We start from the raw sequence: 18574 nt of genomic DNA on the forward strand, positions 1-18574 counted from the left end.
CGAGAGGGGGTCGGGTGCGCCCGGCTGAGGTATCGGTCACGGCCGGAGCGGGCCAGGAAGACGGCGGACGCAAGGCGAGGGCACGCCCCTCCGTGCTCGTCGCCGGGCTGGCCGTCACGGTCGCCTTATTGGCGCTGGTCGCCATGGCCAGCGTGGCGCTGGGCGCCCGCTCGGTGTCGTTCGGCGCGGTGATCGACGCGTTCGTGGCGCCGGACGGCTCCAACGACCACACGGTCATCCGCGAGCTGCGCGTCCCGCGCACCCTGCTCGGCCTCGGCGTCGGCGCCACGCTCGGGCTGGCCGGCGCGCTCATGCAGAGCCTGACCCGCAACCCGCTGGCCGACCCCGGCCTGCTGGGCATCGACCAGGGCGCCGCGCTCGGCGTCACGCTCGCGCTCGGCCTGTTCGGGCTCACCGACCCCGTCGTGTACGTCTGGTTCGCCTTCGGCGGCGCCGCGCTGGCCTCCGTCGCGGTGTACTCGCTGGCGTCCTCGGGCCGCTCGGGCTCCAGCCCGGTACGCCTGGCCCTGGCCGGAGTCGCGTTCGGCATGGTCTGCACGGCGATCTCCTCGGCCATCCTCCGCATGGACTCCCAGACCTTCGACCGGATGCGGTTCTGGCTGACCGGCTCGCTGGCCGGGCAGACGGCCGACACGCTGGTGCGGCTGGCGCCGTTCATGGTCGCGGGGCTGGTGCTCGGGCTGCTGCTGGCCAGGCCGCTCAACCTGCTGGCGCTCGGCGAGGACGCCGGCAAGGCACTGGGCGTGAACGTGAACAGGACCAGGATCCTCACCGGCGTGGCCGTCACGCTGCTGTGCGGCGCCGCCACCGCCGCCGCCGGGCCGCTGGTGTTCGTCGGGCTCATCGTGCCGCACGCCGTGCGCGCCCTGGTGGGGCCCGACCAGCGGTGGGTGCTGCCGTACTCGGCGCTGGCCGCGCCGATCCTGCTGCTGGGGGCGGACGTGATCGGCCGGCTCATCGCCCGGCCGGGAGAGGTGCAGGTGGGCATCGTGTGGGCGGTGATCGGCGCGCCGATCTTCATCATGCTCGCCAGGCGGAAGCGGGTGGCGGCGCTGTGAACGTGCGCGTCGGCTCCTGGTCCGTACGGCTCGCACCGCGCGCCCTGCTCGTCAGCGTGCTCCTCGTCGTGGCCGGCTTCCTGGTCACCGTGGCGGCGCTGTCCACGGGCGAGTTCACCGTGCCCGTGCCCGACATCGTCTCGGCGATCTTCGGGCAGGGCACGCCGGTCGCCGAGCTGATCGTCGGCAAACTCCGCGCCCCACGCGTGGTCACCGGGCTGCTGGTCGGGGCCGCGTTCGGGCTGAGCGGGGCCATCTTCCAGAGCCTCACCAGGAACCCGCTGGGCAGCCCCGACTTCATCGGCTTCACCGCCGGCGCCTCCACGGGCGGCATCCTCGCCGTCGTCGCGGGCGGCTCGGCCATGACGATCGCCGGCGGCGCGCTGGCCGGATGCGTGGTGACGGCGGCGCTGGTGTACCTGCTGGCCTACCGGGGCGGCGTCCAGGGGTACCGGCTGGTCCTGGTCGGCATCGGGGCGAACGCGCTGCTGCTGGCCGTCAACTCGTACATCCTGACCAGGGCCAACATCAACGACGCGGCCAACGCGGGCGCCTGGCTCACCGGCAGCCTCGGCGGGCGCGGCTGGGAGCACGCCTGGCCCGTGGCGCTGGCGCTGCTCGTGCTGCTGCCGCTGTGCCTGTCCATCGCGCGGCCGCTGCGGATGATCGAGATGGGCGACGACGCGGCCAAGGCCATGGGCATCAGGGTCGAGGTCGTCCGGGCGGCGGCCGTCACGGCCGGCGTGCTGCTGTCCGGGGTGGCCACGGCCGCCGCCGGGCCCGTCATCTTCGTCGCGCTGGCCGCCCCGCAGCTCGCCCGGCGGCTGACCCGCTCCCCCGGCGTGACGCTGGCCTCCTCCGCTCTCATGGGCGCCGTGCTGCTGACCGCCGCCGACCTGGCCGCGCAGCGCGTGCTCGCCCCCACCCAGCTGCCCGTCGGTGTGCTGACCGCTGCCATCGGCGGCACCTATCTCGTCCTGCTCCTCCGAAAGGACCGCCACTGATGGACTGCCGCCTGTCCGGCACCGGCCTGACCCTCGCCTACGACCAGCGCGTCGTGGCCACGGACCTGACCGTGGCGATCCCCGACGAGTCGTTCACCGTGATCATCGGCCCGAACGCCTGCGGCAAGTCCACCCTGCTGCGCGCGCTGGCCAGGATGCTCAAGCCGAAGACCGGCGCCGTGCACCTGGACGGCAGCGTGATCACCTCGTTGCCGTCGAAGGAGGTGGCCCGGCGGCTCGGCCTGCTCCCGCAGAGCTCGATCGTGCCCGACGGGATCACCGTGGCCGACCTGGTGGCCCGCGGCCGGTACCCGCACCAGAAGCTGATGCGGCAGTGGTCGAAGGCCGACGAGGCGGCCGTGTCGGAGGCCATGCGCGCCACCGACGTGGCCGAGCTGGCCGACCGGATCGTGGACGAGCTGTCGGGCGGGCAGCGGCAGCGGGTGTGGCTGGCCATGGCGCTGGCCCAGGAGACGCCGATCCTGCTGCTCGACGAACCCACCACGTTCCTGGACATCTCCCACCAGATCGAGGTGCTCGACCTCTGCGCCGAGCTGCACGAGCAGGGGCGGACCATGGTGGCCGTGCTGCACGACCTGAACCAGGCGTGCCGGTACGCCACGCATCTCATCGTGATGCGGGGCGGGCAGATCGTGGCCGAGGGGGATCCCACGCAGATCGTCACGTCGGAGCTGGTGCACGAGGTGTTCGACCTGCGCTGCGAGATCATCCAGGACCCGCAGTCGGGCACCCCGCTCATCGTCCCCGAGGCCCGCCGCCGCGTGACCGCCGCCTCCTCCTGAGCCCTCCGTCCACTCCCGGTCCCTTCAGGGAACGGAAGGAGGCGCGCTCAGGTCAGGGCCGTCGCCAGGGTGGTGACGGCGGCGACGGCGCGGTCGCGGCCGTACTCGTTCCTGAGCACCTCCGCCAGCTCCGCCTGCGTGGCCGCCAGCAGCGCGTGCGCCAGGGCGTCGGCGTCGCCGCCCCTGGCCTCGGCCAGCAGGATCGCCACGTGCCGGTGCCAGAACCGGTACGCCCCGATGCGGTATCGCGCGCCCGGGCTGGCCGTCTCCGACATGCGTACCAGGTCGAGGTGGTCGAAGAGGTAGCCGAGGTAGGCCCGTACGAACGCGACCAGCCGATCGCCGGCGGGCGCGCCGGGCCCGAGCGGCGGCGGGCCCGACAGGATGCGCTGCTGGAGGTCGCGCTCGCGGGCGTCGAGCAGCGCCACCGCCAGCCCCGACTTGTCACCGAAGCGCCGGAACAGCGTGCCCTTGCCCACCCCGGCCTCCGCCGCCACGGCGTCCATGGAGACCGCGTCCACGCCCTTCTCGGCGAACAGCCGCGCCGCCGCGGCCAGCACCTTCTCCCGGTTGCGTGCCGCGTCCGCCCGCTCCTGGACGGGCCGGCTCATCAGCAGCTCCAGCGACGTTTCCCGCACCATCCGGACTCTAGTCCAATTCCCCGGCCCTGAAACGCACCAAAAGACGTGGAAGGAAAGCCATCCACGGGCGACCCTCTGCCGAATGCTCAGAACGACTTCACAGGGGGAATCCAGATGGACCACGCAGTCGTCATCGGGGCGAGCATCGCGGGCCTGCTGTCCGCCGCCGCCCTGCACCGCCGGTTCGCCCAGGTCACGGTGCTCGACCGCGACACGCTGCCGGCGGTCGACGCCCACCGCAGGGGCGCCGCCCAGAGCCGCCACGCACACGGCCTGCTCGCCAGGGGCAGCGAGGTCATGGACGAGCTGCTGCCCGGCCTCACCGCCGAGCTCGTCGCGCAGGGGGCGATCAGGGGAGACATGCAGGACAGGGCCCGCCACGTGCACGGGGGGCGGCGGCTGGCCCGGGGTTCCAGCGGGCTCACCGGGGTGCTGGTCAGCCGGCCGCTGCTCGAAGGCCAGGTGCGGCGCAGGGTCAGCGCCCTGCCCGGCGTGCGGGTGCTCGCCGAGCGGACCGTCACCGGGCTGCTGTCCAGGCGGGGCCGGGTCACGGGGGTGCGGCTCGCCGAGGGCGAGCTGGTCCCGGCCGATCTCATCGTGGACGCCTCGGGCCGCGGCTCGCGCACCCCGCTCTGGCTCGGCGACCTGGGCTGCCGGCCGCCGCGGGAGGAGCGGGTGACGATCGACCTGCGGTACAGCTCGCGCGAGTTCCGCCGCCGCGGCGACCACCTCGCCGGCGACCTGATCGCCGTCGTCGGCCCCACGCCCGGGGTGCCGCGCGCCGGGGTGGCGCTGGCGCTGGAGGACGAGCGCTGGGCCGTCACCCTGGCCGGCTACGGCGCGGGCCCGCCGCACGGCCACGCGGACGCAACCGCCTGCATCACCACGGCGGCTCCGCCGCGCGGCCATGACGGCTTCACCGCGTTCGCCGGCACCCTCGCGGCTCCCGACCTGCACCACCTGGTCACGACCGCGGAGCCGCTCGGGGAGCCGCGCACGTACCACACGCCCGCCGCCGTCAGGCGCCGCTACGAGCGGCTGGCCTCCTTCCCCGACGGCCTGCTGGTCATCGGGGACGCGGTCTGCTCGTTCAACCCCCTCTACGGCCAGGGCATGACGGTCGCCGCCCTGGAGGCCAGGGCGCTGCTCGACCCCGACCTGAGCCCGGCGGCGTACTTCCGCCGGATCGCCGCCGTCGTGGACCTCCCCTGGGAGATCACGGTCGGCGCCGACCTGCGGATCGCCACCACGGCCGGCCGGCCGACGCCGAGGATGCGGCTGATCGGCGCCTACCTCGACCGGTTCCACGCCGCCGCCGAGCACGACGCCGAGCTGACGCGGCGCTTCCTGCGGGTGACGAACCTCTACGACCCGCCGCAGGCGCTGATGAGCCCTCCCGCGCTGCTCAGAGTGCTGCGCAGCGGCGCACAGCGAGCAGTGCCAGTGCCCGCGTGACCTCGCGCAGCTCCCTCAGCTCGACCTGCTCCCTCGGGGCGTGCGCGAACCGCACGTCCCCCGGGCCGTAGTGCAGCGTCGGGATGCCGCCCGCCGTGTAGAGCCGCAGGTCGCTCCCGTACGGCGCCGCCGTCTGCGCGGGCCGGGCGCCCGTCGTGTCCTTGACGGCCCGGTTCACCTGGTCGAGCAGCTCGTGACCGGCCGGCAGCCTGCCGCTGGCGAACTGCCCTCCCGGCCACGTCACCACCGGCGGGTTGGCCCGCAGCCACGGGTCCGCGACCTCCGCCAGCGCCCCCTCGAACGCCGCCCGCGCCGCCGCCGGGTCCTCGTCCAGCCGCACCCCGAGCCGCCCCTCGGCGACCAGCAGGTCGGGCACGGTGCTGGCCCAGTCGCCGGCCCGCACCGTGCCGACCTCGATCGGGTACGGCATCGCGTTCCCCGCGAACAGCTCGGGCACGTCCCTGTTGCGCTCGGCCTCCAGCCGCCTGATCGCCTGGAACACCGGCCAGAACGCCTCGATCGCGTTGACCCCCTCGTACCGGGTGGCGCCGTGCGCGGCCCGTCCGGCGATCTCCAGCCGGAACGTCAGCGCGCCAGCGTTGGCCGTGATGACCGCGCCGCTGGTGGGCTCGGTGATGACCGCGGCCTCGGCCGTGTGCCCCCTGGCCAGGGTGGCGAACGCGCCGAGCCCGCCGTCCTCCTCGCTGATCACGCAGTGCACGGCCAGCGGCCTGGCCAGCTCGATCCCGGCCCGCTTGATCGCGCGGGCGACGGCGAGGTTCGCGACGAGGCCGGCCTTCATGTCGCAGGCGCCCCTGCCGTGCAGCACGTCGCCGGTGATCCGGGCGGCGAACGGGTCGCTGCCCGCCCACTTGGCCAGGTCGCCGGTCGGCACGACGTCCACGTGACCCTGCAGCGCCAGCGCGGGCGCGCCCTCGCCGGCCTGGGTGACGGCCACCACGCCGTACCCCTCCGATCTCGGGGCCTCGGTGCCGGGGAAGCCGGGGCGGGTGGTCAGGTCGGCCAGGTCGAGTTTCCAGACGTCCACGTCCATGCCCGCCTCGGTGAGCAGGCGGGCCATGCGGTGCTGCAGGTCGGACTCGGCGTCGGTGCCGGTCACGCTGGGGACCCTGACGGTCTCGGCCAGCAGGTTCACGGTCTCGGCCTCGTCGAGGGCGTCGAGGACGAGGGTTTCTGCGCGGTGCATGGGCACACCTTCTCATGAACCCGGATCCGGACTTATGGCGATACAGGGTGTGCGTACCTGGACGAGTTGGATCATGGTGGTGCCCTTCGCCCTGTGGGCGGTGGTGCGGCTGAGCGGGTTCGAGCCGGACTGGCCGTGGATCCCGGCTGTGGCGTACACGCCGTACGCGGTGTGCGCGGCCGTGGTCGGCCTGGTGCTGGCCTGCGTGCTGCGGCGATGGGCGGCGGGCACGGTCGCGCTCGTGTCGGTGCTGGCACTGGTGCCCGCCGTGCTGCCGCGCGCGCTCACGGACGGCAACCCCGACGCCGAGGGGCCCACGCTGCGGGTGCTCGCGGCCAACCTGATGGTCGGCCAGGCGGACCCGGCCGAGCTGATGGCCCTGGTCGAACGGCTGAAGCCGGACGTGCTGGCGCTGCAGGAGTTCACCCCGGACTCCATGCGGGGGCTGGAGGAGGCGGGGCTGCGCCGTACGCTGCGGCACGCGGTGACCAGGCCGCTGAACGGGGTGGGCGGGTCCGCCGTGTACGCCCGGCACCCGCTCAAGGACGGCGGGTTCATCAAGGAGGGGCCGTTCGGGCAGGCCAGGGCGTGGGTGACGATTCCCGGCGAGGAGCGGATCGAGGTCGTCTCCGTGCATCCGTGCGCGCCCAAGCGGATCGGGCGGCAGCCCTGCTGGCGGGCCGGGCTGGAGGCGCTGCCCCGGGGCGGCGGGAAGGAGCTGCGGGTGCTGGCGGGCGACTTCAACGCCACGCTCGACCACCTGCCGGTGCGTGACCTGCTGGCCTCCGGGTACCGGGACGCCGCGGACGTGATGGGGCTGGGGTTCGTGGCGACGTGGCCGCAGAACGGGCCGCTGGTGCAGTCGCCAGGGGTGACCATCGACCACGTGCTGGCGGACTCGCGGATGGCGGTGCTCGGCTTCGAGGTGCTGGGCCTCGGCGGCACCGACCACCGGCCGGTGTTCGCCGAGCTCAGGCTCCCGTAGCCGGCGGGGTCGTGGCGACGCGGATGTCGGTGAAGCGGACGGGGAAGCCCTTGCCGGCGGGGGCCGCGGCCATGGCGCCGGCCAGGGCGGGCTCGCCGGGAGGGAAGTAGGCCAGGCGGAGCATGGTCCGCGGCGGGGCGCCGTCGAGGCCGTAGCGCACGGTGACCGCGTCGCCCGACCGCTCCAGGTCGAACGTCACCGTGCTCGCCGCCCGGTCCAGCGGCAGCACCGACCAGTCGGAGAACTGCCTGGTCACGACCGTGCTGAGGTGGAAGCCGCCGTCGACGTACTCGACGCCGGCCTTGATCCAGTTGTGCTCGTCGATCCGCAGCACGGCGCCGGCCTGGTCGTACTGCTCGGCGTACTCGCCGGAGAAGGTGACCGTGAGCCGCAGGTCGCCGGGGAGGGTGCGGCCGAACAGGTGGGCGTTGTCGTTGACGTAGCCGTAGTGGGTGGTGCGCCACAGGTCGGTGCCCGGGTCGCAGAAGAGGCTCAGGCCGTCGTCCACGGTCCACTGCTTCGGAGCGTTCAGCCACTGCCAGCCGGTCTCGCCGAAGGCCATGATCATGGCGATATCCTGCCATGATCGCCCGGTCACGGTAGCCGGCCGGTGTGAGCGTCCTGGAGGACCGCACGTCCGCCTGCTCGTAAACTTGAGCCCGTGGAAGAGCCCAAGTTCGAGATTCAGATGCTGCACGACCGAGTCATGATCAGGTTGGAGCAGGAGGCCGAGGAGCGGCGCAGCGGCTCCGGGATCGTCATTCCCGCGACGGTCAAGATGGCCAACCGCCTGGCGTGGGGCGAGGTCTGCGGCGTCGGCACGAACGTGCGCTCGGTCAAGGTGGGCGACAAGGTGCTGTTCAACCCGGAGGACCAGTTCGAGGTGGAGGTGCACGCCAAGGTCTACCTGGTGATGCGCGAGCGCGACCTGCACGCCGTGGCCACCGAGGAGACCGACCACGGCACGGGCCTGTACCTGTGACCCCGGCGTCCGGGTGAGACCTAGGCCCCCGGCGTACGGGTGAAGGAGAGCCACAGGTCGGCGGCCCACGTCCGGGCGGGCAGGCCGGCGAGCACGCGCGTGACCCTGCCGCCGAGGTCGAGCACCGACAGGCGGTAGGCGCCGCGGTGCGCCATGACGGCGACGAGGTGGCTCTCGTCCCACCAGCCGAAGACCGCCTCCGGCCGCGCCGCCACCCGCCTGGCGATCCTGCCGGTGGCGGGATCGACCAGGCACAGGTGCTCCTGGAAGCGTGACGGGCACCAGGTGACCAGCCGCCTGCCCGAGGGCGAGAACGAGTCCTCGGGCCCCGTAGGCAGCCCGGCGCCCGCGTACGTGCGCAGGACCGCCCCGTCGGAGGCCCGGTGGACGCGCAGGCCGCCGCCGTGCCGGGAGACGAGGTTGCCGTCGGGGCTCCACCAGAACCCGGCCTCCGCGCTCAGCCCGGAGATCCGCACGGTGCGGGCGGTCTTGGAGACCACGTCCACGACCGTGAAGCCGAGCACCCGCCACTTGCCGCTCACCTTGCGCTCGACCGTGAGCGCGACGCGCCTGGCGTCGCGCGACCAGGAGACGTACGAGGCGGTCATCGGCTGCTTGACGGTGCGGATGCTGGAGCTGCGCCCGGTGGTGCGGTCGGTGACGACGAGGTGGTCGTAGCCGGACCGGTACGCGGCGGGCACGCCGGCCGTCCAGCGGTTGCCCGGCGAGACGGACACCTCGGACAGCGACTTCTCCCAGGTGAAGGCGTTGCCGGTGGCCGATCGGAGATAGGTACGCCTGGTGCCGAGCCCGTAGGCGGCCAGGCGCACCGGATCGCCCGCCTTTTCGCGATATTTCACGCCACCGGTGCCGGGCAGCGCCAGGTCCGCCCGAGCGGGCACGGAGGCGGCGGAGAACGTCATGGACAGCGCGATGACGAGGTGAGCGATCACGCCCGCAGAATAGACAGCGGATCGCCCGGTTCCCGGTGGCGATAACCACCGGGTCTGGGACTAGACGAAGCGCTGGGCGATCTCGATGACGTCGATGCCGAGCGTGAGCAGGCCGAAGTAGACGATCACCGCGGCGGCGGCCACCGTGACGACGAGCACGATGATGCGCACGGTCCAGCCCTGCCGCTTGTACCACTCGGTCCAGGCGTGCAACGTCTGCTTGCCGAACTCCAGCACCTTGTGCGCCCAGTGGAACTCCGTGGCCAGCACCGCCAGGCCCGCGAACACCACGAGCCAGCCCGGCCCGGGGAACGGCACCATGATCAACCCGCCCGCGACCATGAGGGCGCCGATCACGCCGACCACGATCTTCAGAGTGAGGGCCCCCGCGCGGGTGGAGCGCACGCCGTCCAGCCAGCCCCGGAAACCCGAGCGGCGCTCGGGCATGCTGGAACGGTCGGCGGCGTCGTTCTTGATCACGTCGGCTGCGCCCGCGTCGGAGTTCGAAATCGGCACAAGTCCCCCCGGCAGTCAGTGTGCCACCCAGGATACGGCCCGGCCCCCCGTGCCCACTTGCAGACGACTAGCAATCCACCAAACCCCATAGACGGTAAAATTTCCCGCCTGATCAGCTTTTGTCCAGCAAACATCGGTTAATGTCTGTTATGCCCGAGGTCCTGCTCCGTACCGTCACCGGCCCTGTACGCGTGGCCGCCATCGACGGCACCGTCCTCCCCCACGAACACCTGCGTACCGACATGCGCTGGGCGGTCGGCATCGACTCCGACCCGCACCGCTGGCTCGACGAGGAGACGACGGTCACCGCGGAGCTGCGCGAGCTGCGCCAGTCCGAGCAGCTCGGGCTGGTGGTCGATCTGACCTGCATGGGCATGGGCCGCGACGCCGCCGCCCTGGCCCGCGTCGCGGCGGGCAGCCGGGTGCCGGTGATCGCCTCGACCGGCCTGTACGCCGAGCCGTTCACGAACGTCGGCGACGACGACGTGGACGCGCTCACCGCCCGCCTGATGGACGAGATCGTCAGCGGCGTGGACGGGACGGGCGTGTTCCCCGGCGTGATCGGCGAGGTCGGCTGCTGGGGCGCGGAGCCCACCGCGCGCGAGGAGCGCTGCCTGATCGCCGCCGCCCGCGCCTCCCTGCGCTCGCGCCTGCCCGTGGCCACGCACGGCAGGAGCGCCCTGGCGCTGCTGGAGATCCTGCTCGGCCAGAACCTGCCCGGCTCGCGGATCGCCGTCGGGTACGCGGGCGCCGACCTCGGCGCCGCCAGGAAGATCGCCGAGTCGGGCGCGTACGTCAGCCTGGGCGCGCTGGGCCTGGGCGCCGAGCAGGCGGCCAGGATCGCGCTCGCCCTCATCGAGGACGGCCACGCCGAGCGCCTGCTGCTCAGCACGGGGCTGAGCCGGGTGGCGCAGGTACGCCGGTACGACGGGCCCGGTTACGCGCACCTGTTCCACGCGCTGCTGCCGCGCCTGCGCGAGGCGGGCACGGGCGAGGACGTCATGCGCCTCATCACCCACGACAACCCGCTGCGCTGGCTGACCGAGGGGCTGGCGGCCTGAGCCCGGCCTTGACCTCAACCAATGTCAAGGTTGCAGACTGGTCGGCATGATCTTCACATCAGCGGAACTCGACTATCTCTCCGGCCAGCAGCTCGGCCGCCTGGCCACGGTGGCGCCCGACGGGCAGGTACAGAACAACCCCGTCGGCTTCTTCGTGCAGGACGGCACGATCGTCATCGGCGGGCACGCGCTGGGCGCGTCCAAGAAGTTCAGGAACATCCAGCGCGGCAGCACCGTCTCCTTCGTCGTGGACGACCTGGCCTCGGTCGATCCGTGGGTGGCGCGGGGGATCGAGATCCGCGGCACGGCGGTGGCGCTGACGGACGCCGAGCCGCCTGTGCCGTTCTTCTCCCGCGAGGTCATCCGCCTCGCGCCCAGCAAGATCATCTCCTGGGGGCTGGACGGGACTCGGTCGAGCCGCACCGTGTGAAAGCTCGCTAGGATCGGGGCTACACGAGCCTGAGCGGGTGGGGGATGGCGACCGACGACACGCGGAGGACCGGGCGTCTGCGCAGGCCGCTCGCCGCGCTGTCGCGCGTGAGCCGGCTGGGTGACGTGCCGGTCGTCGTCATGCTGGCATGGGCCGGGTGGCTGGCCGTCCCCTGGTCGTTCAGCGGCCTCGCCCAGGCCCGCGCGGCGGCCGCCGCTGCCGCCGCCGAGGCCGAGATGCCCCGCCTCCAGGCGCCTGCGGCCGACCAGTCCCAGGGTGCCCCGCCTGCCGTCACGGCGGCATGGGGCATCCCCGCGGCCCGCACCGCGCCCATCGCGACAGTGCGGCCCTGCCAGGCGAGCCCCGCCGCACCCGCCGTCGCCCACGCCGCACCCGGCCTGGACGGCGCGGGCAGTCTGGACTGTGAGGCCGGCGCGGCGTTCGCCGGCGTGGGTGGCCTGGGCGGTAGCGGGTTGGTCGGTGCGCCGGAGGTCGCGGCCGGGCTGGGCGGCGCGGGTGCTGATGCGGTGCTGGCGCGGGAGCGGGCCAGGATCGCCGGGGAGGTGCATGACGCGGCCGGTCATGGGCTGGCCGCCATCGCGATGCAGGCCGGGCTCGCGCTCGTCACCCTCGACGACGATCCCGAGCAGGCGCGGGCCTCGCTGCGCGCGATCAAGGAGACCAGCACGACGGCGCTCGCCCACCTGCGCGCCGCGCTCGACGGGATCGACCCGCCGGCCGGCGAGCTGGCCGCGCTGATCGACGGCGTACGGGCGGCGGGCCTGCCCGTGGACGTCGAGCCTCCGGTCCTCACCGTGCCCGCCCACCTCCATAGCCCCGTCTACCGGGTGGTGCGGGAGTCGCTCACCAACGTGCTGCGGCACGCCGGCCCCACCAGAGCGCTGGTGCGCGCGTCCGGAGACCCGCACGAGTTCGTCGTGGAGGTCGCCGACCGGGGCATCGGCCCGGCGGGCGCGGGCGAGGGGCGCGGGCTGGCCGGGATGCGCGCCAGGGTGACCGAGGCGGGCGGCCACCTCACGGCCGGGCCACGCGAGGGCGGCGGCTTCCGCGTGGAGGCACGCTTCCCACAGGTCACGACATGACCGGCACGACCAGCACAGACGGCCCGGCCAGCACAGACGGCCCGGCCAGCACAGACGGCCCGGCCAGCGCGGAAACCTCGGCCAGGGCGGCTAGCCCGGCCAGCGCGGAAGGCGCTGCTGGGCCGGAGGGTGTGATCAGGGTCGCCATCGCCGACGACCAGGCCGTCGTGCGGATGGGGCTGCGAGCGCTGCTGGAGCGGGAGCCCGGCATGGAGTGCGTCGGCGAGGCCGGCGACGGGCAGGCGGCGCTGACGCTGATCCGCCGCACCCGCCCCCACGTCCTGCTCCTCGACATCCGCATGCCCGGCCTGGACGGCCTGGCCACCCTGCGCGCCATCGCCGGCGACCCCGGCCTGCGCGGCACCCGCATCGTCGTGGTGACGACGTTCGCCATGGACGAGTACGTCTTCACCGCCCTCCAGGCCGGCGCCAGCGGCTTCCTGCTCAAGGACAGCGCCCCGGACGAGCTGGTCAACGCCGTCCGCGTGGTGGCCGCCGGCGAGGCGCTGCTGTCGCCCGCCATCACCAGGAAGGTCATCGGCCTGTTCGGCAGGCACGGCGACGCCCGCCCGGTCGAGGGCATCGACACGCTCACGCCCAGGGAGCGGGAGCTCGTGGCGTGGGTGGCGACCGGCCGGTCGAACGAGGAGATCGCCAGGGAGCTGACGATCAGCCGCGACACCGTACGCACCCACGTCAGCCGCGCCATGGTCAAGCTGCACGCCAGGGACCGGGCGCAGCTCGTGGTGTTCGCCATGCGCGCCGGCCTCGCACTGCCCGCCTGAGCCCGCTACTTCAGGAACCCTTCGTAGTTGCGCTGCTGGAGCTGGGCCTCGACCTGCTTCACGGTGTCCAGCCCGACTCCCACCATGATCAGGATGCTGGTCCCGCCGAACGGGAAGTTCTGCTGCGTCCCCGGATCCCGCAGGATCGCGAACGCCACCAGCGGCAGCAGCGCCAGCACCGCCAGGTACAGGGCCCCGGGCGCGGTCAGCCGGCTGAGCACGTACGCCAGGTACTGCGCCGTCGGCCGCCCCGGCCGGATCCCCGGAACGAACCCGCCGTACTTGCGGATGCCGTCCGCCACCTCCTCGGGGTTGAAGGTGATGGACACGTAGAAGTACGCGAACCCGGCGATGAGCAGCACGTACGCCGTCATGTAGAGCGGATGCGTCCCGGAGGTGAGGTTGAGCTCCACCCACGCCCGCGCCTCCGGCCCCAGCAGAGGGGTGACCAGCGTCGGCAGGTACAGCAGGGACGAGGTGAAGATGACCGGCACGATGCCCGCCTGGTTCACCTTCATGGGGATGTAGGTGTTGCGCCCTCCGTACATGCGCTTGCCGATGAGCTGCTTGGCGTACGACACGGGCACCCGACGCTGCGCCTGCTCCACGAACACCACGGCGGCCACCAGGAACAGCCCCGCCGCGATCATCACCACGAAGCTCACCGGGCTGATCACGAAGATCCTCGACAGGTACGCCGGGAACACGGCCACGACCTGGGTGAAGATCAGCAGGGACATCCCGTTCCCGACCCCGCGCTCGGTGATCAGCTCGCCCAGCCACATGACCGCGCAGGCCCCCGCCACCATGGTCAGCACGATCACCGTCTCGGTGAGCAGCCCGTCGTCGCGCAGCAGCGGGCGGGGGCAGCCGGGCAGGAGCTGGCCGGTGCGGGCCAGGGCGACGACCGTGCCGGCGTTCAGCACGGCGAGGCCGACGGTGGCGTACCGGGTGTACTGGGTGATCCTGGCCTGGCCGTTCTGGCCCTCCTTCCTGAGCGCGTCCAGCCTGGGGATCACCACGGCGAGCAGCTGCATGATGATGCTGGCCGTGATGTACGGCATCACGCCCAGCGCGAACACCGAGAGCTGCAGCATGGCGCCCCCGCTGAGCATCTGCACCATGTCGAACAGGCCGCCGCTGGCGGACCCGAGGCACTGGCGCACCACCACGATGTCCACGCCCGGGGCGGGCAGGAGCTGCCCGAGCCGGAACAGCACGATGATCCCGAGCGTGAACAGCACCTTGCCCCGCAGGTCGGGCGCCCGGAAGACTCTGGTCAAGACGGTCAGCATGGGCAACGAGTCTGCTCACCGCGCGCCGCGCGGTCGTCCGCCGAGGCGAGGCACCCGCGTACGCAGATCCGCGTATACGGTGATCTGCGTGAGCACGCTCTGGGTGATCAGCGGGCCGCCGGGGGCGGGCAAGTCCACGGTGGCGGCCGAGCTGCTCGCCCGCCTGTCCCCCGTGCCCGCGCTGCTCGACAAGGACACCGTGTACGGCGGCTTCGCGGCGGAGGTGCTGCGCGCCCACGGCCGCCCCGGCGGCGAGCGCGAGGGCCCCTGGTACGACGAGCACATCAAGCGGCACGAGTACGGCGGGCTGACCAGGATCGCCAGGCAGGTTCGCGGGCACGGCTGCCCCGTGATGCTCGACGGGCCGTTCACCACGCAGGTGCACGACGCGGCCAGGTGGGCGGAGTGGGTGGCGGAGCTGGGCGGGCCGCCGGTGCGGCTGCTGTGGGTGCGCTCCGACGGGCCGACCCTGCGCGAGCGGCTGACGGCCAGGGGGCTCGGCAGGGACGCGGGCAAGCTGGCGGCGTTCGAGAACTACCTGCGCGACATCCGGGTGGACGAGCCGCCGGCCGTACCGCATCTAGAGATCGACAACCGGCGGGGCGCGCCGGAGATCGGGGCGCAGCTCACGGCGGCGGGTATACCGCCGCGAACACGGCGGGAAGCCGGGGAACGAGCCGGGTGAAGCGGCCCTCCTCGTAGGTGGCGTCCGGCTCGTTGGCGAGCTGCTGGGAGATCGGGCCGGCGATGAGGCTGGCGGCCAGGGCGAGGCCCTCCTCGCTCGCCGCGTCCGGATGCAGCTCGCCGCGCGCGACGGCCTGCCCGATCAGCGTGGCGAAGTGCTCGTGGATGGCCAGGGCGGGCGCGTACGACTCCGGTGAAGGGGTGAATCCGGGCACCGGCCGCCAGAACAGGAGCTGCGCCAGCACCTGGTTGTCCATGATCCATCGGGCGCCGGCCTCCAGCGAGGCCCCCATCCCGCGCAGCCCCGGCTCGCCGGGCCCGCGCACGGCGGCGAGGTAGCCCTCCTGCCCCAGCTTGAACAGCGCGTCGTAGACCGCGTGCCGCGACGGGAAGTACTTGTAGAGCGAGGGCGGCCGCACTCCCAGCCGCCTGGCCACGGTCGCCAGGCTCAGCCCTGCCACCCCCTCCTCCGCCATGACGCCGAGCGCGATGCCGAGGATCTCGGCCTGCGTCTCGGCCCTGCGGCGGGCTCTGCGGTCGGGAATGTCAGCCATGCCAGATAGCTTAGGCTAATGGTGTTAGCAAAAGCTACAGGGGGTGGATCCGCGTGCCGCATGACATCGAGCTGATCGGGCTCAGGCAGAACAACCTCAAGAACGCCTCGCTGCGCCTGCCCAAGGAGCGGCTGACGGTGTTCACGGGCGTGTCGGGCTCCGGCAAGTCGTCGATCGTGTTCGGCACCATCGCGGTGGAGTCGCAGCGGCAGCTCAACGAGACGTTCAGCGCGTTCGTCAGGAACCGGCTGCCCAAGCACGAGCGGCCCAGGGCCGAGCGCATGTCGCACCTGACGGCGGCGGTCGTCGTCGACCAGAAGCCGGTCGGCGGCGGCGCCCGCTCGACCGTGGGCACGATGACCGAGGTGCACGCGCTGCTGAGGGTGCTGTTCTCGCGGCGCGGCGAGCCGTCGGCGGGCCCGGCCTCCGCCTACAGCTTCAACGACCCGCAGGGCATGTGCCCCGGTTGCGACGGCCTCGGGCGCACGGTCGAGGTCGATCTGGACAAGCTGATCGACCCGGCCCTGTCGCTCAACCAGGGCGCGCTGGCGCTGCACCCGGTGGGCACGGCGCCGTGGCAGATCTACGCCGAGTCGAGGTTGTTCGACCCGGACAAGCCGCTGGGCGAGTTCACGGAGCAGGAGCGGGAGCTGCTGCTGCGCGGGAGCGGGTTCAAGGTCAGGCGGGGCAGGTACCTGAACACCTACGAGGGCGTGGTGGTCCGCTTCAACCGGCTCTACCTCCAGCGGGCACGCGAGCACGTGGACGAGGAGGCCCGCCCGTACGTGCGCGAGCGCACCTGCGCGGCCTGCGGCGGCGCCCGGCTCAACGAGGCCGCCCTGGCCTCCAGGATCGGCGGCCACAACCTCGCCGGCTACTGCGCGATGGAGGTCACCGACCTGATCGAGGTGCTCGGACGCCTTGACGATCCGGTGGCCGAGGCCGCCGTGGAGTCGCTGCGCAGGATCGACGCCATCGGCCTCGGCTACCTCAGCCTCGACCGCGAGACGCCGACGCTGTCGGGCGGCGAGGCCCAGCGCCTCAAGACGGTGCGCAACCTGGGCAGCAGCCTGACCGGCATGACCTACATCTTCGACGAGCCCAGCGTGGGCCTGCACCCGCGTGACGTGCACCGGCTGGGCGACCTGCTGGTGGAGCTGCGCGACAAGGGCAACACGGTGCTGGTCGTCGAGCACAGCCGGGACCTGATCGAGCTGGCCGACCACGTCGTGGACCTGGGGCCGGGCGCGGGCGCGGAGGGCGGGCAGGTGGTGTTCGAGGGCACGGTGGCCGGGCTGCGCGCCGGTGGCACGCTGACCGGCCGCATGCTGCGCCGGGTGACCGGCCTCAAGGAGCGCGTGCGCGAGCCGTCCGGCCGGCTGACGGTGTCCGGCGCGAACGCCCACAACCTCAAGGACGTCACCGTACGCGTGCCGCTCGGCGTGCTGACGGCCGTCACCGGGGTGGCCGGGTCGGGCAAGAGCACCCTGATGCGGCAGGAGCTGGTGGCGCAGCACCCGGAGACGATCCTGATCGACCAGTCGGCCATCGCCGCCTCACCGCGCTCCACCCCCGCCACGTACCTCAACGCGATGGACCCGCTGCGCAGGCTGTTCGCCGAGGCGCACGGGGTGGCGCCCGGGATGTTCAGCTTCAACTCGGCCGGGGCGTGCCCGGCGTGCAGGGGGCGCGGCGAGATCAAGACGGACCTGGCGTTCATGGACCCGGTGACGCGGGTGTGCGACGCGTGCGGGGGCAGCAGGTACAGCGAGGAGGCGCTGTCGTACACGGTGGCGGGGCGGACGATCGCGGACGTGCTGGCGATGACGGCCGGCGAGGCGGCGGCGGTGTTCGACCTGCCCGGCGTGGCCCGGCTGGGCGAGCTGGGGCTGGGCTACCTGACGCTGGGGCAGCCGCTGAGCACGCTGTCGGGCGGCGAGCGGCAGCGGCTGAAGCTGGCGCACCGGCTGCGCGAGCGGGGCCGGGTGTACGTGTTCGACGAGCCGACGACCGGCCTGCACATGGCGGACGTGGACACGCTGCTGGCGCTGCTCGACCGGCTGGTGGACGAGGGCAACACGGTGATCGTCATCGAGCACGACCTCGACGTGGTCAAGCGCGCCGACTGGGTGATCGACCTGGGCCCGGAGGCCGGGCAGCACGGGGGCAGGGTGGTGTTCGAGGGCACCCCGGCCGAGCTGACCAGCGCGTCCACCCATACGGCGAAATATCTCGTTATGTCACTAGATAGTCGTCGTCACGGACGTCCATGATCGCCATGTGCCCGGGCAGGTGGCCGATCGCGTAGTCGACGCCGCTGGCCAGCATCGCCGCCTGCGGCGTCATCCCGCAGGCCCAGAACAGCGGCACCTCCCCGGCCCGCACCTCCACCGGATCGCCGTAGTCGGGCCGGGCGAGGTCGCCGATCCCGATCGCCGCCGGGTCGCCGACGTGCACGGGCGCGCCGTGCACCATCGGGTAGCGGCCGCTCACCTCGACGGCCGTGCGTACCAGCTCGCCGGGGACCGGCCGCATCGACACCACCAGCGGCCCCGACAGGGTGCCGGTCGACCGGCAGGGCACGCTCGTGACGTACATCGGCACGTTCGTCCCGCTCTCCAGGTGCCGCACCGGCACCCCGGCGGCCAGCAGCGCCCGCTCGAAGGTGAAGCTGCAGCCGATCAGGAACGGCACCAGGTCCTCGCGCCACTCGCTCACCACCTCGCCGAGGTCGGCGACCGCCTCGCCGTCGCGGTAGAGCCGGTAGCCGGGCAGGTCCGTACGCAGGTCACCGCCGAACAGCTCGGTGGACCACGCTCCGGGCTCCCCGACGTCGAGCACCGGGCACGCCTGGGGGTTGCGGTGGGCGAACAGCAGCAGGTCGTACCGCAGCCGCTTGGGCACGGCGATGAGGTTGGCCTGCGTCCAGCCCCGGCACCAGCCCGCGGTGGGGATCCGCGCGCCGGCACGGAAGCGCTCCCGCGCCTGCGCGGGGCTCAGATCGGCGACGTCCACGCCTTGACTGTAGAAGCGCCGC

General features: G+C 73.0%; 21 protein-coding genes. 12 read left to right on the forward strand and 9 right to left on the reverse strand.

Annotation, left to right across the window (positions count from 1 at the left end; translation table 11 throughout):
• Positions 1-14: 14 nt before the first annotated feature.
• The 3 genes from HD593_RS39510 to HD593_RS39520 are packed head-to-tail and all read left to right on the forward strand — an operon-like array spanning position 15 to position 2886.
• The gene (locus HD593_RS39510; protein WP_185107208.1) at positions 15-1079 is read left to right on the forward strand and encodes a FecCD family ABC transporter permease; all 1065 of its coding nucleotides are present in this window, start codon (positions 15-17) and stop codon (positions 1077-1079) included.
• Entirely contained in the window at positions 1076-2083 is a 1008-nt protein-coding gene (locus HD593_RS39515) for a FecCD family ABC transporter permease (RefSeq protein ID WP_185107211.1), read from the forward strand. The genes HD593_RS39510 and HD593_RS39515 overlap by 4 nt, the downstream gene beginning before the upstream one ends.
• Entirely contained in the window at positions 2083-2886 is an 804-nt protein-coding gene (locus HD593_RS39520) for an ABC transporter ATP-binding protein (RefSeq protein WP_185107213.1), read from the forward strand. The genes HD593_RS39515 and HD593_RS39520 overlap by 1 nt, the downstream gene beginning before the upstream one ends.
• Positions 2887-2933: 47 nt before the next feature.
• Here HD593_RS39520 and HD593_RS39525 read toward each other — a convergent pair whose 3' ends face one another.
• Positions 2934-3527, reverse strand: coding sequence for a TetR/AcrR family transcriptional regulator (locus tag HD593_RS39525; RefSeq protein WP_185107215.1), 594 nt, complete (start codon positions 3525-3527; stop codon positions 2934-2936).
• Positions 3528-3641: 114 nt separating this feature from the next.
• Between HD593_RS39525 and HD593_RS39530 the strand changes: the two genes are divergently transcribed.
• Positions 3642-4982 carry an FAD-dependent oxidoreductase gene (locus HD593_RS39530; protein ID WP_185107217.1) on the forward strand — a complete coding sequence of 447 codons (1341 nt, stop codon included), beginning with the start codon at positions 3642-3644 and terminating at the stop codon, positions 4980-4982.
• Here the strand turns inward: HD593_RS39530 and HD593_RS39535 are convergent.
• Positions 4933-6189 (reverse strand): ArgE/DapE family deacylase, encoded by a 1257-nt coding sequence (locus tag HD593_RS39535; RefSeq protein WP_185107219.1) that lies wholly within the window; start codon positions 6187-6189, stop codon positions 4933-4935. The two genes, HD593_RS39530 and HD593_RS39535, sit on opposite strands and share 50 nt — an antisense overlap.
• Positions 6190-6262: 73 nt before the next feature.
• Here HD593_RS39535 and HD593_RS39540 point away from each other — a divergent pair, with 73 nt between their 5' ends.
• Complete coding sequence (locus tag HD593_RS39540) at positions 6263-7174, forward strand: endonuclease/exonuclease/phosphatase family protein (protein WP_221525204.1); 912 nt, start codon at positions 6263-6265, stop codon at positions 7172-7174.
• Here the strand turns inward: HD593_RS39540 and HD593_RS39545 are convergent.
• Positions 7161-7742, reverse strand: coding sequence for a DUF1349 domain-containing protein (locus HD593_RS39545; RefSeq protein ID WP_185107223.1), 582 nt, complete (start codon positions 7740-7742; stop codon positions 7161-7163). The two genes, HD593_RS39540 and HD593_RS39545, sit on opposite strands and share 14 nt — an antisense overlap.
• A 93-nt stretch (positions 7743-7835) precedes the next feature.
• Between HD593_RS39545 and HD593_RS39550 the strand changes: the two genes are divergently transcribed.
• On the forward strand, positions 7836-8156 hold the full coding sequence (locus tag HD593_RS39550) for a GroES family chaperonin (protein ID WP_185107225.1): 321 nt from the start codon (positions 7836-7838) through the stop codon (positions 8154-8156).
• A 20-nt stretch (positions 8157-8176) separates the two neighbouring features.
• Here HD593_RS39550 and HD593_RS39555 read toward each other — a convergent pair whose 3' ends face one another.
• Both HD593_RS39555 and HD593_RS39560 read right to left on the reverse strand, forming a co-directional pair.
• On the reverse strand, positions 8177-9109 hold the full coding sequence (locus tag HD593_RS39555) for a TolB-like translocation protein (RefSeq protein ID WP_185107227.1): 933 nt from the start codon (positions 9107-9109) through the stop codon (positions 8177-8179).
• Positions 9110-9169: 60 nt separating this feature from the next.
• Positions 9170-9625: a TIGR02611 family protein gene (locus HD593_RS39560; protein ID WP_185107229.1), complete on the reverse strand. Its 456-nt coding sequence runs from the start codon at positions 9623-9625 to the stop codon at positions 9170-9172.
• 140 nt (positions 9626-9765) lie between these two features.
• On the opposite strand from HD593_RS39560, the gene HD593_RS39565 reads away from it, so the two are divergent.
• From HD593_RS39565 to HD593_RS39575, 3 genes are read left to right on the forward strand one after another with little or no spacing between them, the layout of a single operon-like run.
• Positions 9766-10686 carry a phosphotriesterase family protein gene (locus HD593_RS39565; protein ID WP_312904037.1) on the forward strand — a complete coding sequence of 307 codons (921 nt, stop codon included), beginning with the start codon at positions 9766-9768 and terminating at the stop codon, positions 10684-10686.
• A 46-nt stretch (positions 10687-10732) separates the two neighbouring features.
• Positions 10733-11116 carry a PPOX class F420-dependent oxidoreductase gene (locus HD593_RS39570; protein WP_185107231.1) on the forward strand — a complete coding sequence of 128 codons (384 nt, stop codon included), beginning with the start codon at positions 10733-10735 and terminating at the stop codon, positions 11114-11116.
• Between the two features lie 44 nt (positions 11117-11160).
• The gene (locus HD593_RS39575; RefSeq protein WP_185107233.1) at positions 11161-12219 is read left to right on the forward strand and encodes a sensor histidine kinase; all 1059 of its coding nucleotides are present in this window, start codon (positions 11161-11163) and stop codon (positions 12217-12219) included.
• Here HD593_RS39575 and HD593_RS62335 read toward each other — a convergent pair.
• Entirely contained in the window at positions 12209-12367 is a 159-nt protein-coding gene (locus HD593_RS62335; RefSeq protein ID WP_185107235.1) for a hypothetical protein, read from the reverse strand. The genes HD593_RS39575 and HD593_RS62335 overlap by 11 nt on opposite strands.
• Here HD593_RS62335 and HD593_RS39585 point away from each other — a divergent pair.
• Positions 12351-13004, forward strand: coding sequence for a response regulator (locus HD593_RS39585; protein ID WP_185107237.1), 654 nt, complete (start codon positions 12351-12353; stop codon positions 13002-13004). The genes HD593_RS62335 and HD593_RS39585 overlap by 17 nt on opposite strands.
• Positions 13005-13009: 5 nt before the next feature.
• On the opposite strand, the gene secY is transcribed toward HD593_RS39585, so the two are convergent.
• Complete coding sequence (gene secY, locus HD593_RS39590) at positions 13010-14299, reverse strand: preprotein translocase subunit SecY (RefSeq protein ID WP_185107239.1); 1290 nt, start codon at positions 14297-14299, stop codon at positions 13010-13012.
• A gap of 88 nt (positions 14300-14387) precedes the next feature.
• Here secY and HD593_RS39595 point away from each other — a divergent pair, with 88 nt between their 5' ends.
• Entirely contained in the window at positions 14388-14984 is a 597-nt protein-coding gene (locus HD593_RS39595; RefSeq protein ID WP_312904038.1) for a P-loop nucleotide/nucleoside kinase family protein, read from the forward strand.
• On the opposite strand, the gene HD593_RS39600 is transcribed toward HD593_RS39595, so the two are convergent.
• The gene (locus HD593_RS39600; protein WP_185107243.1) at positions 14926-15537 is read right to left on the reverse strand and encodes a TetR/AcrR family transcriptional regulator; all 612 of its coding nucleotides are present in this window, start codon (positions 15535-15537) and stop codon (positions 14926-14928) included. The two genes, HD593_RS39595 and HD593_RS39600, sit on opposite strands and share 59 nt — an antisense overlap.
• A 53-nt stretch (positions 15538-15590) precedes the next feature.
• Between HD593_RS39600 and HD593_RS39605 the strand changes: the two genes are divergently transcribed.
• Positions 15591-17810 (forward strand): excinuclease ABC subunit UvrA, encoded by a 2220-nt coding sequence (locus HD593_RS39605; protein ID WP_185107245.1) that lies wholly within the window; start codon positions 15591-15593, stop codon positions 17808-17810.
• Here HD593_RS39605 and HD593_RS39610 read toward each other — a convergent pair.
• Positions 17773-18552 (reverse strand): putative hydro-lyase, encoded by a 780-nt coding sequence (locus HD593_RS39610; protein WP_312904040.1) that lies wholly within the window; start codon positions 18550-18552, stop codon positions 17773-17775. The two genes, HD593_RS39605 and HD593_RS39610, sit on opposite strands and share 38 nt — an antisense overlap.
• Positions 18553-18574: the final 22 nt, after the last annotated feature.

Origin of the sequence: Nonomuraea rubra, assembly GCF_014207985.1 — a bacterium.
In the GTDB taxonomy this organism is placed as follows: domain Bacteria; phylum Actinomycetota; class Actinomycetes; order Streptosporangiales; family Streptosporangiaceae; genus Nonomuraea; species Nonomuraea rubra.

Coding starts and splice junctions, on each gene's coding strand:
- secY (WP_185107239.1), bottom strand. CDS start 14,299: ATGCTGACCGTCTTGACCAGAGTCTTCCGGGCGCCCGACCTGCGGGGC.
- HD593_RS39545 (WP_185107223.1), bottom strand. CDS start 7,742: ATGATCATGGCCTTCGGCGAGACCGGCTGGCAGTGGCTGAACGCTCCG.
- HD593_RS39520 (WP_185107213.1), top strand. CDS start 2,083: ATGGACTGCCGCCTGTCCGGCACCGGCCTGACCCTCGCCTACGACCAG.
- HD593_RS39525 (WP_185107215.1), bottom strand. CDS start 3,527: ATGGTGCGGGAAACGTCGCTGGAGCTGCTGATGAGCCGGCCCGTCCAG.
- HD593_RS62335 (WP_185107235.1), bottom strand. CDS start 12,367: ATGGCGACCCTGATCACACCCTCCGGCCCAGCAGCGCCTTCCGCGCTG.
- HD593_RS39535 (WP_185107219.1), bottom strand. CDS start 6,189: ATGCACCGCGCAGAAACCCTCGTCCTCGACGCCCTCGACGAGGCCGAG.
- HD593_RS39565 (WP_312904037.1), top strand. CDS start 9,766: ATGTCTGTTATGCCCGAGGTCCTGCTCCGTACCGTCACCGGCCCTGTA.
- HD593_RS39600 (WP_185107243.1), bottom strand. CDS start 15,537: ATGGCTGACATTCCCGACCGCAGAGCCCGCCGCAGGGCCGAGACGCAG.
- HD593_RS39575 (WP_185107233.1), top strand. CDS start 11,161: ATGGCGACCGACGACACGCGGAGGACCGGGCGTCTGCGCAGGCCGCTC.
- HD593_RS39540 (WP_221525204.1), top strand. CDS start 6,263: ATGGTGGTGCCCTTCGCCCTGTGGGCGGTGGTGCGGCTGAGCGGGTTC.
- HD593_RS39570 (WP_185107231.1), top strand. CDS start 10,733: ATGATCTTCACATCAGCGGAACTCGACTATCTCTCCGGCCAGCAGCTC.
- HD593_RS39530 (WP_185107217.1), top strand. CDS start 3,642: ATGGACCACGCAGTCGTCATCGGGGCGAGCATCGCGGGCCTGCTGTCC.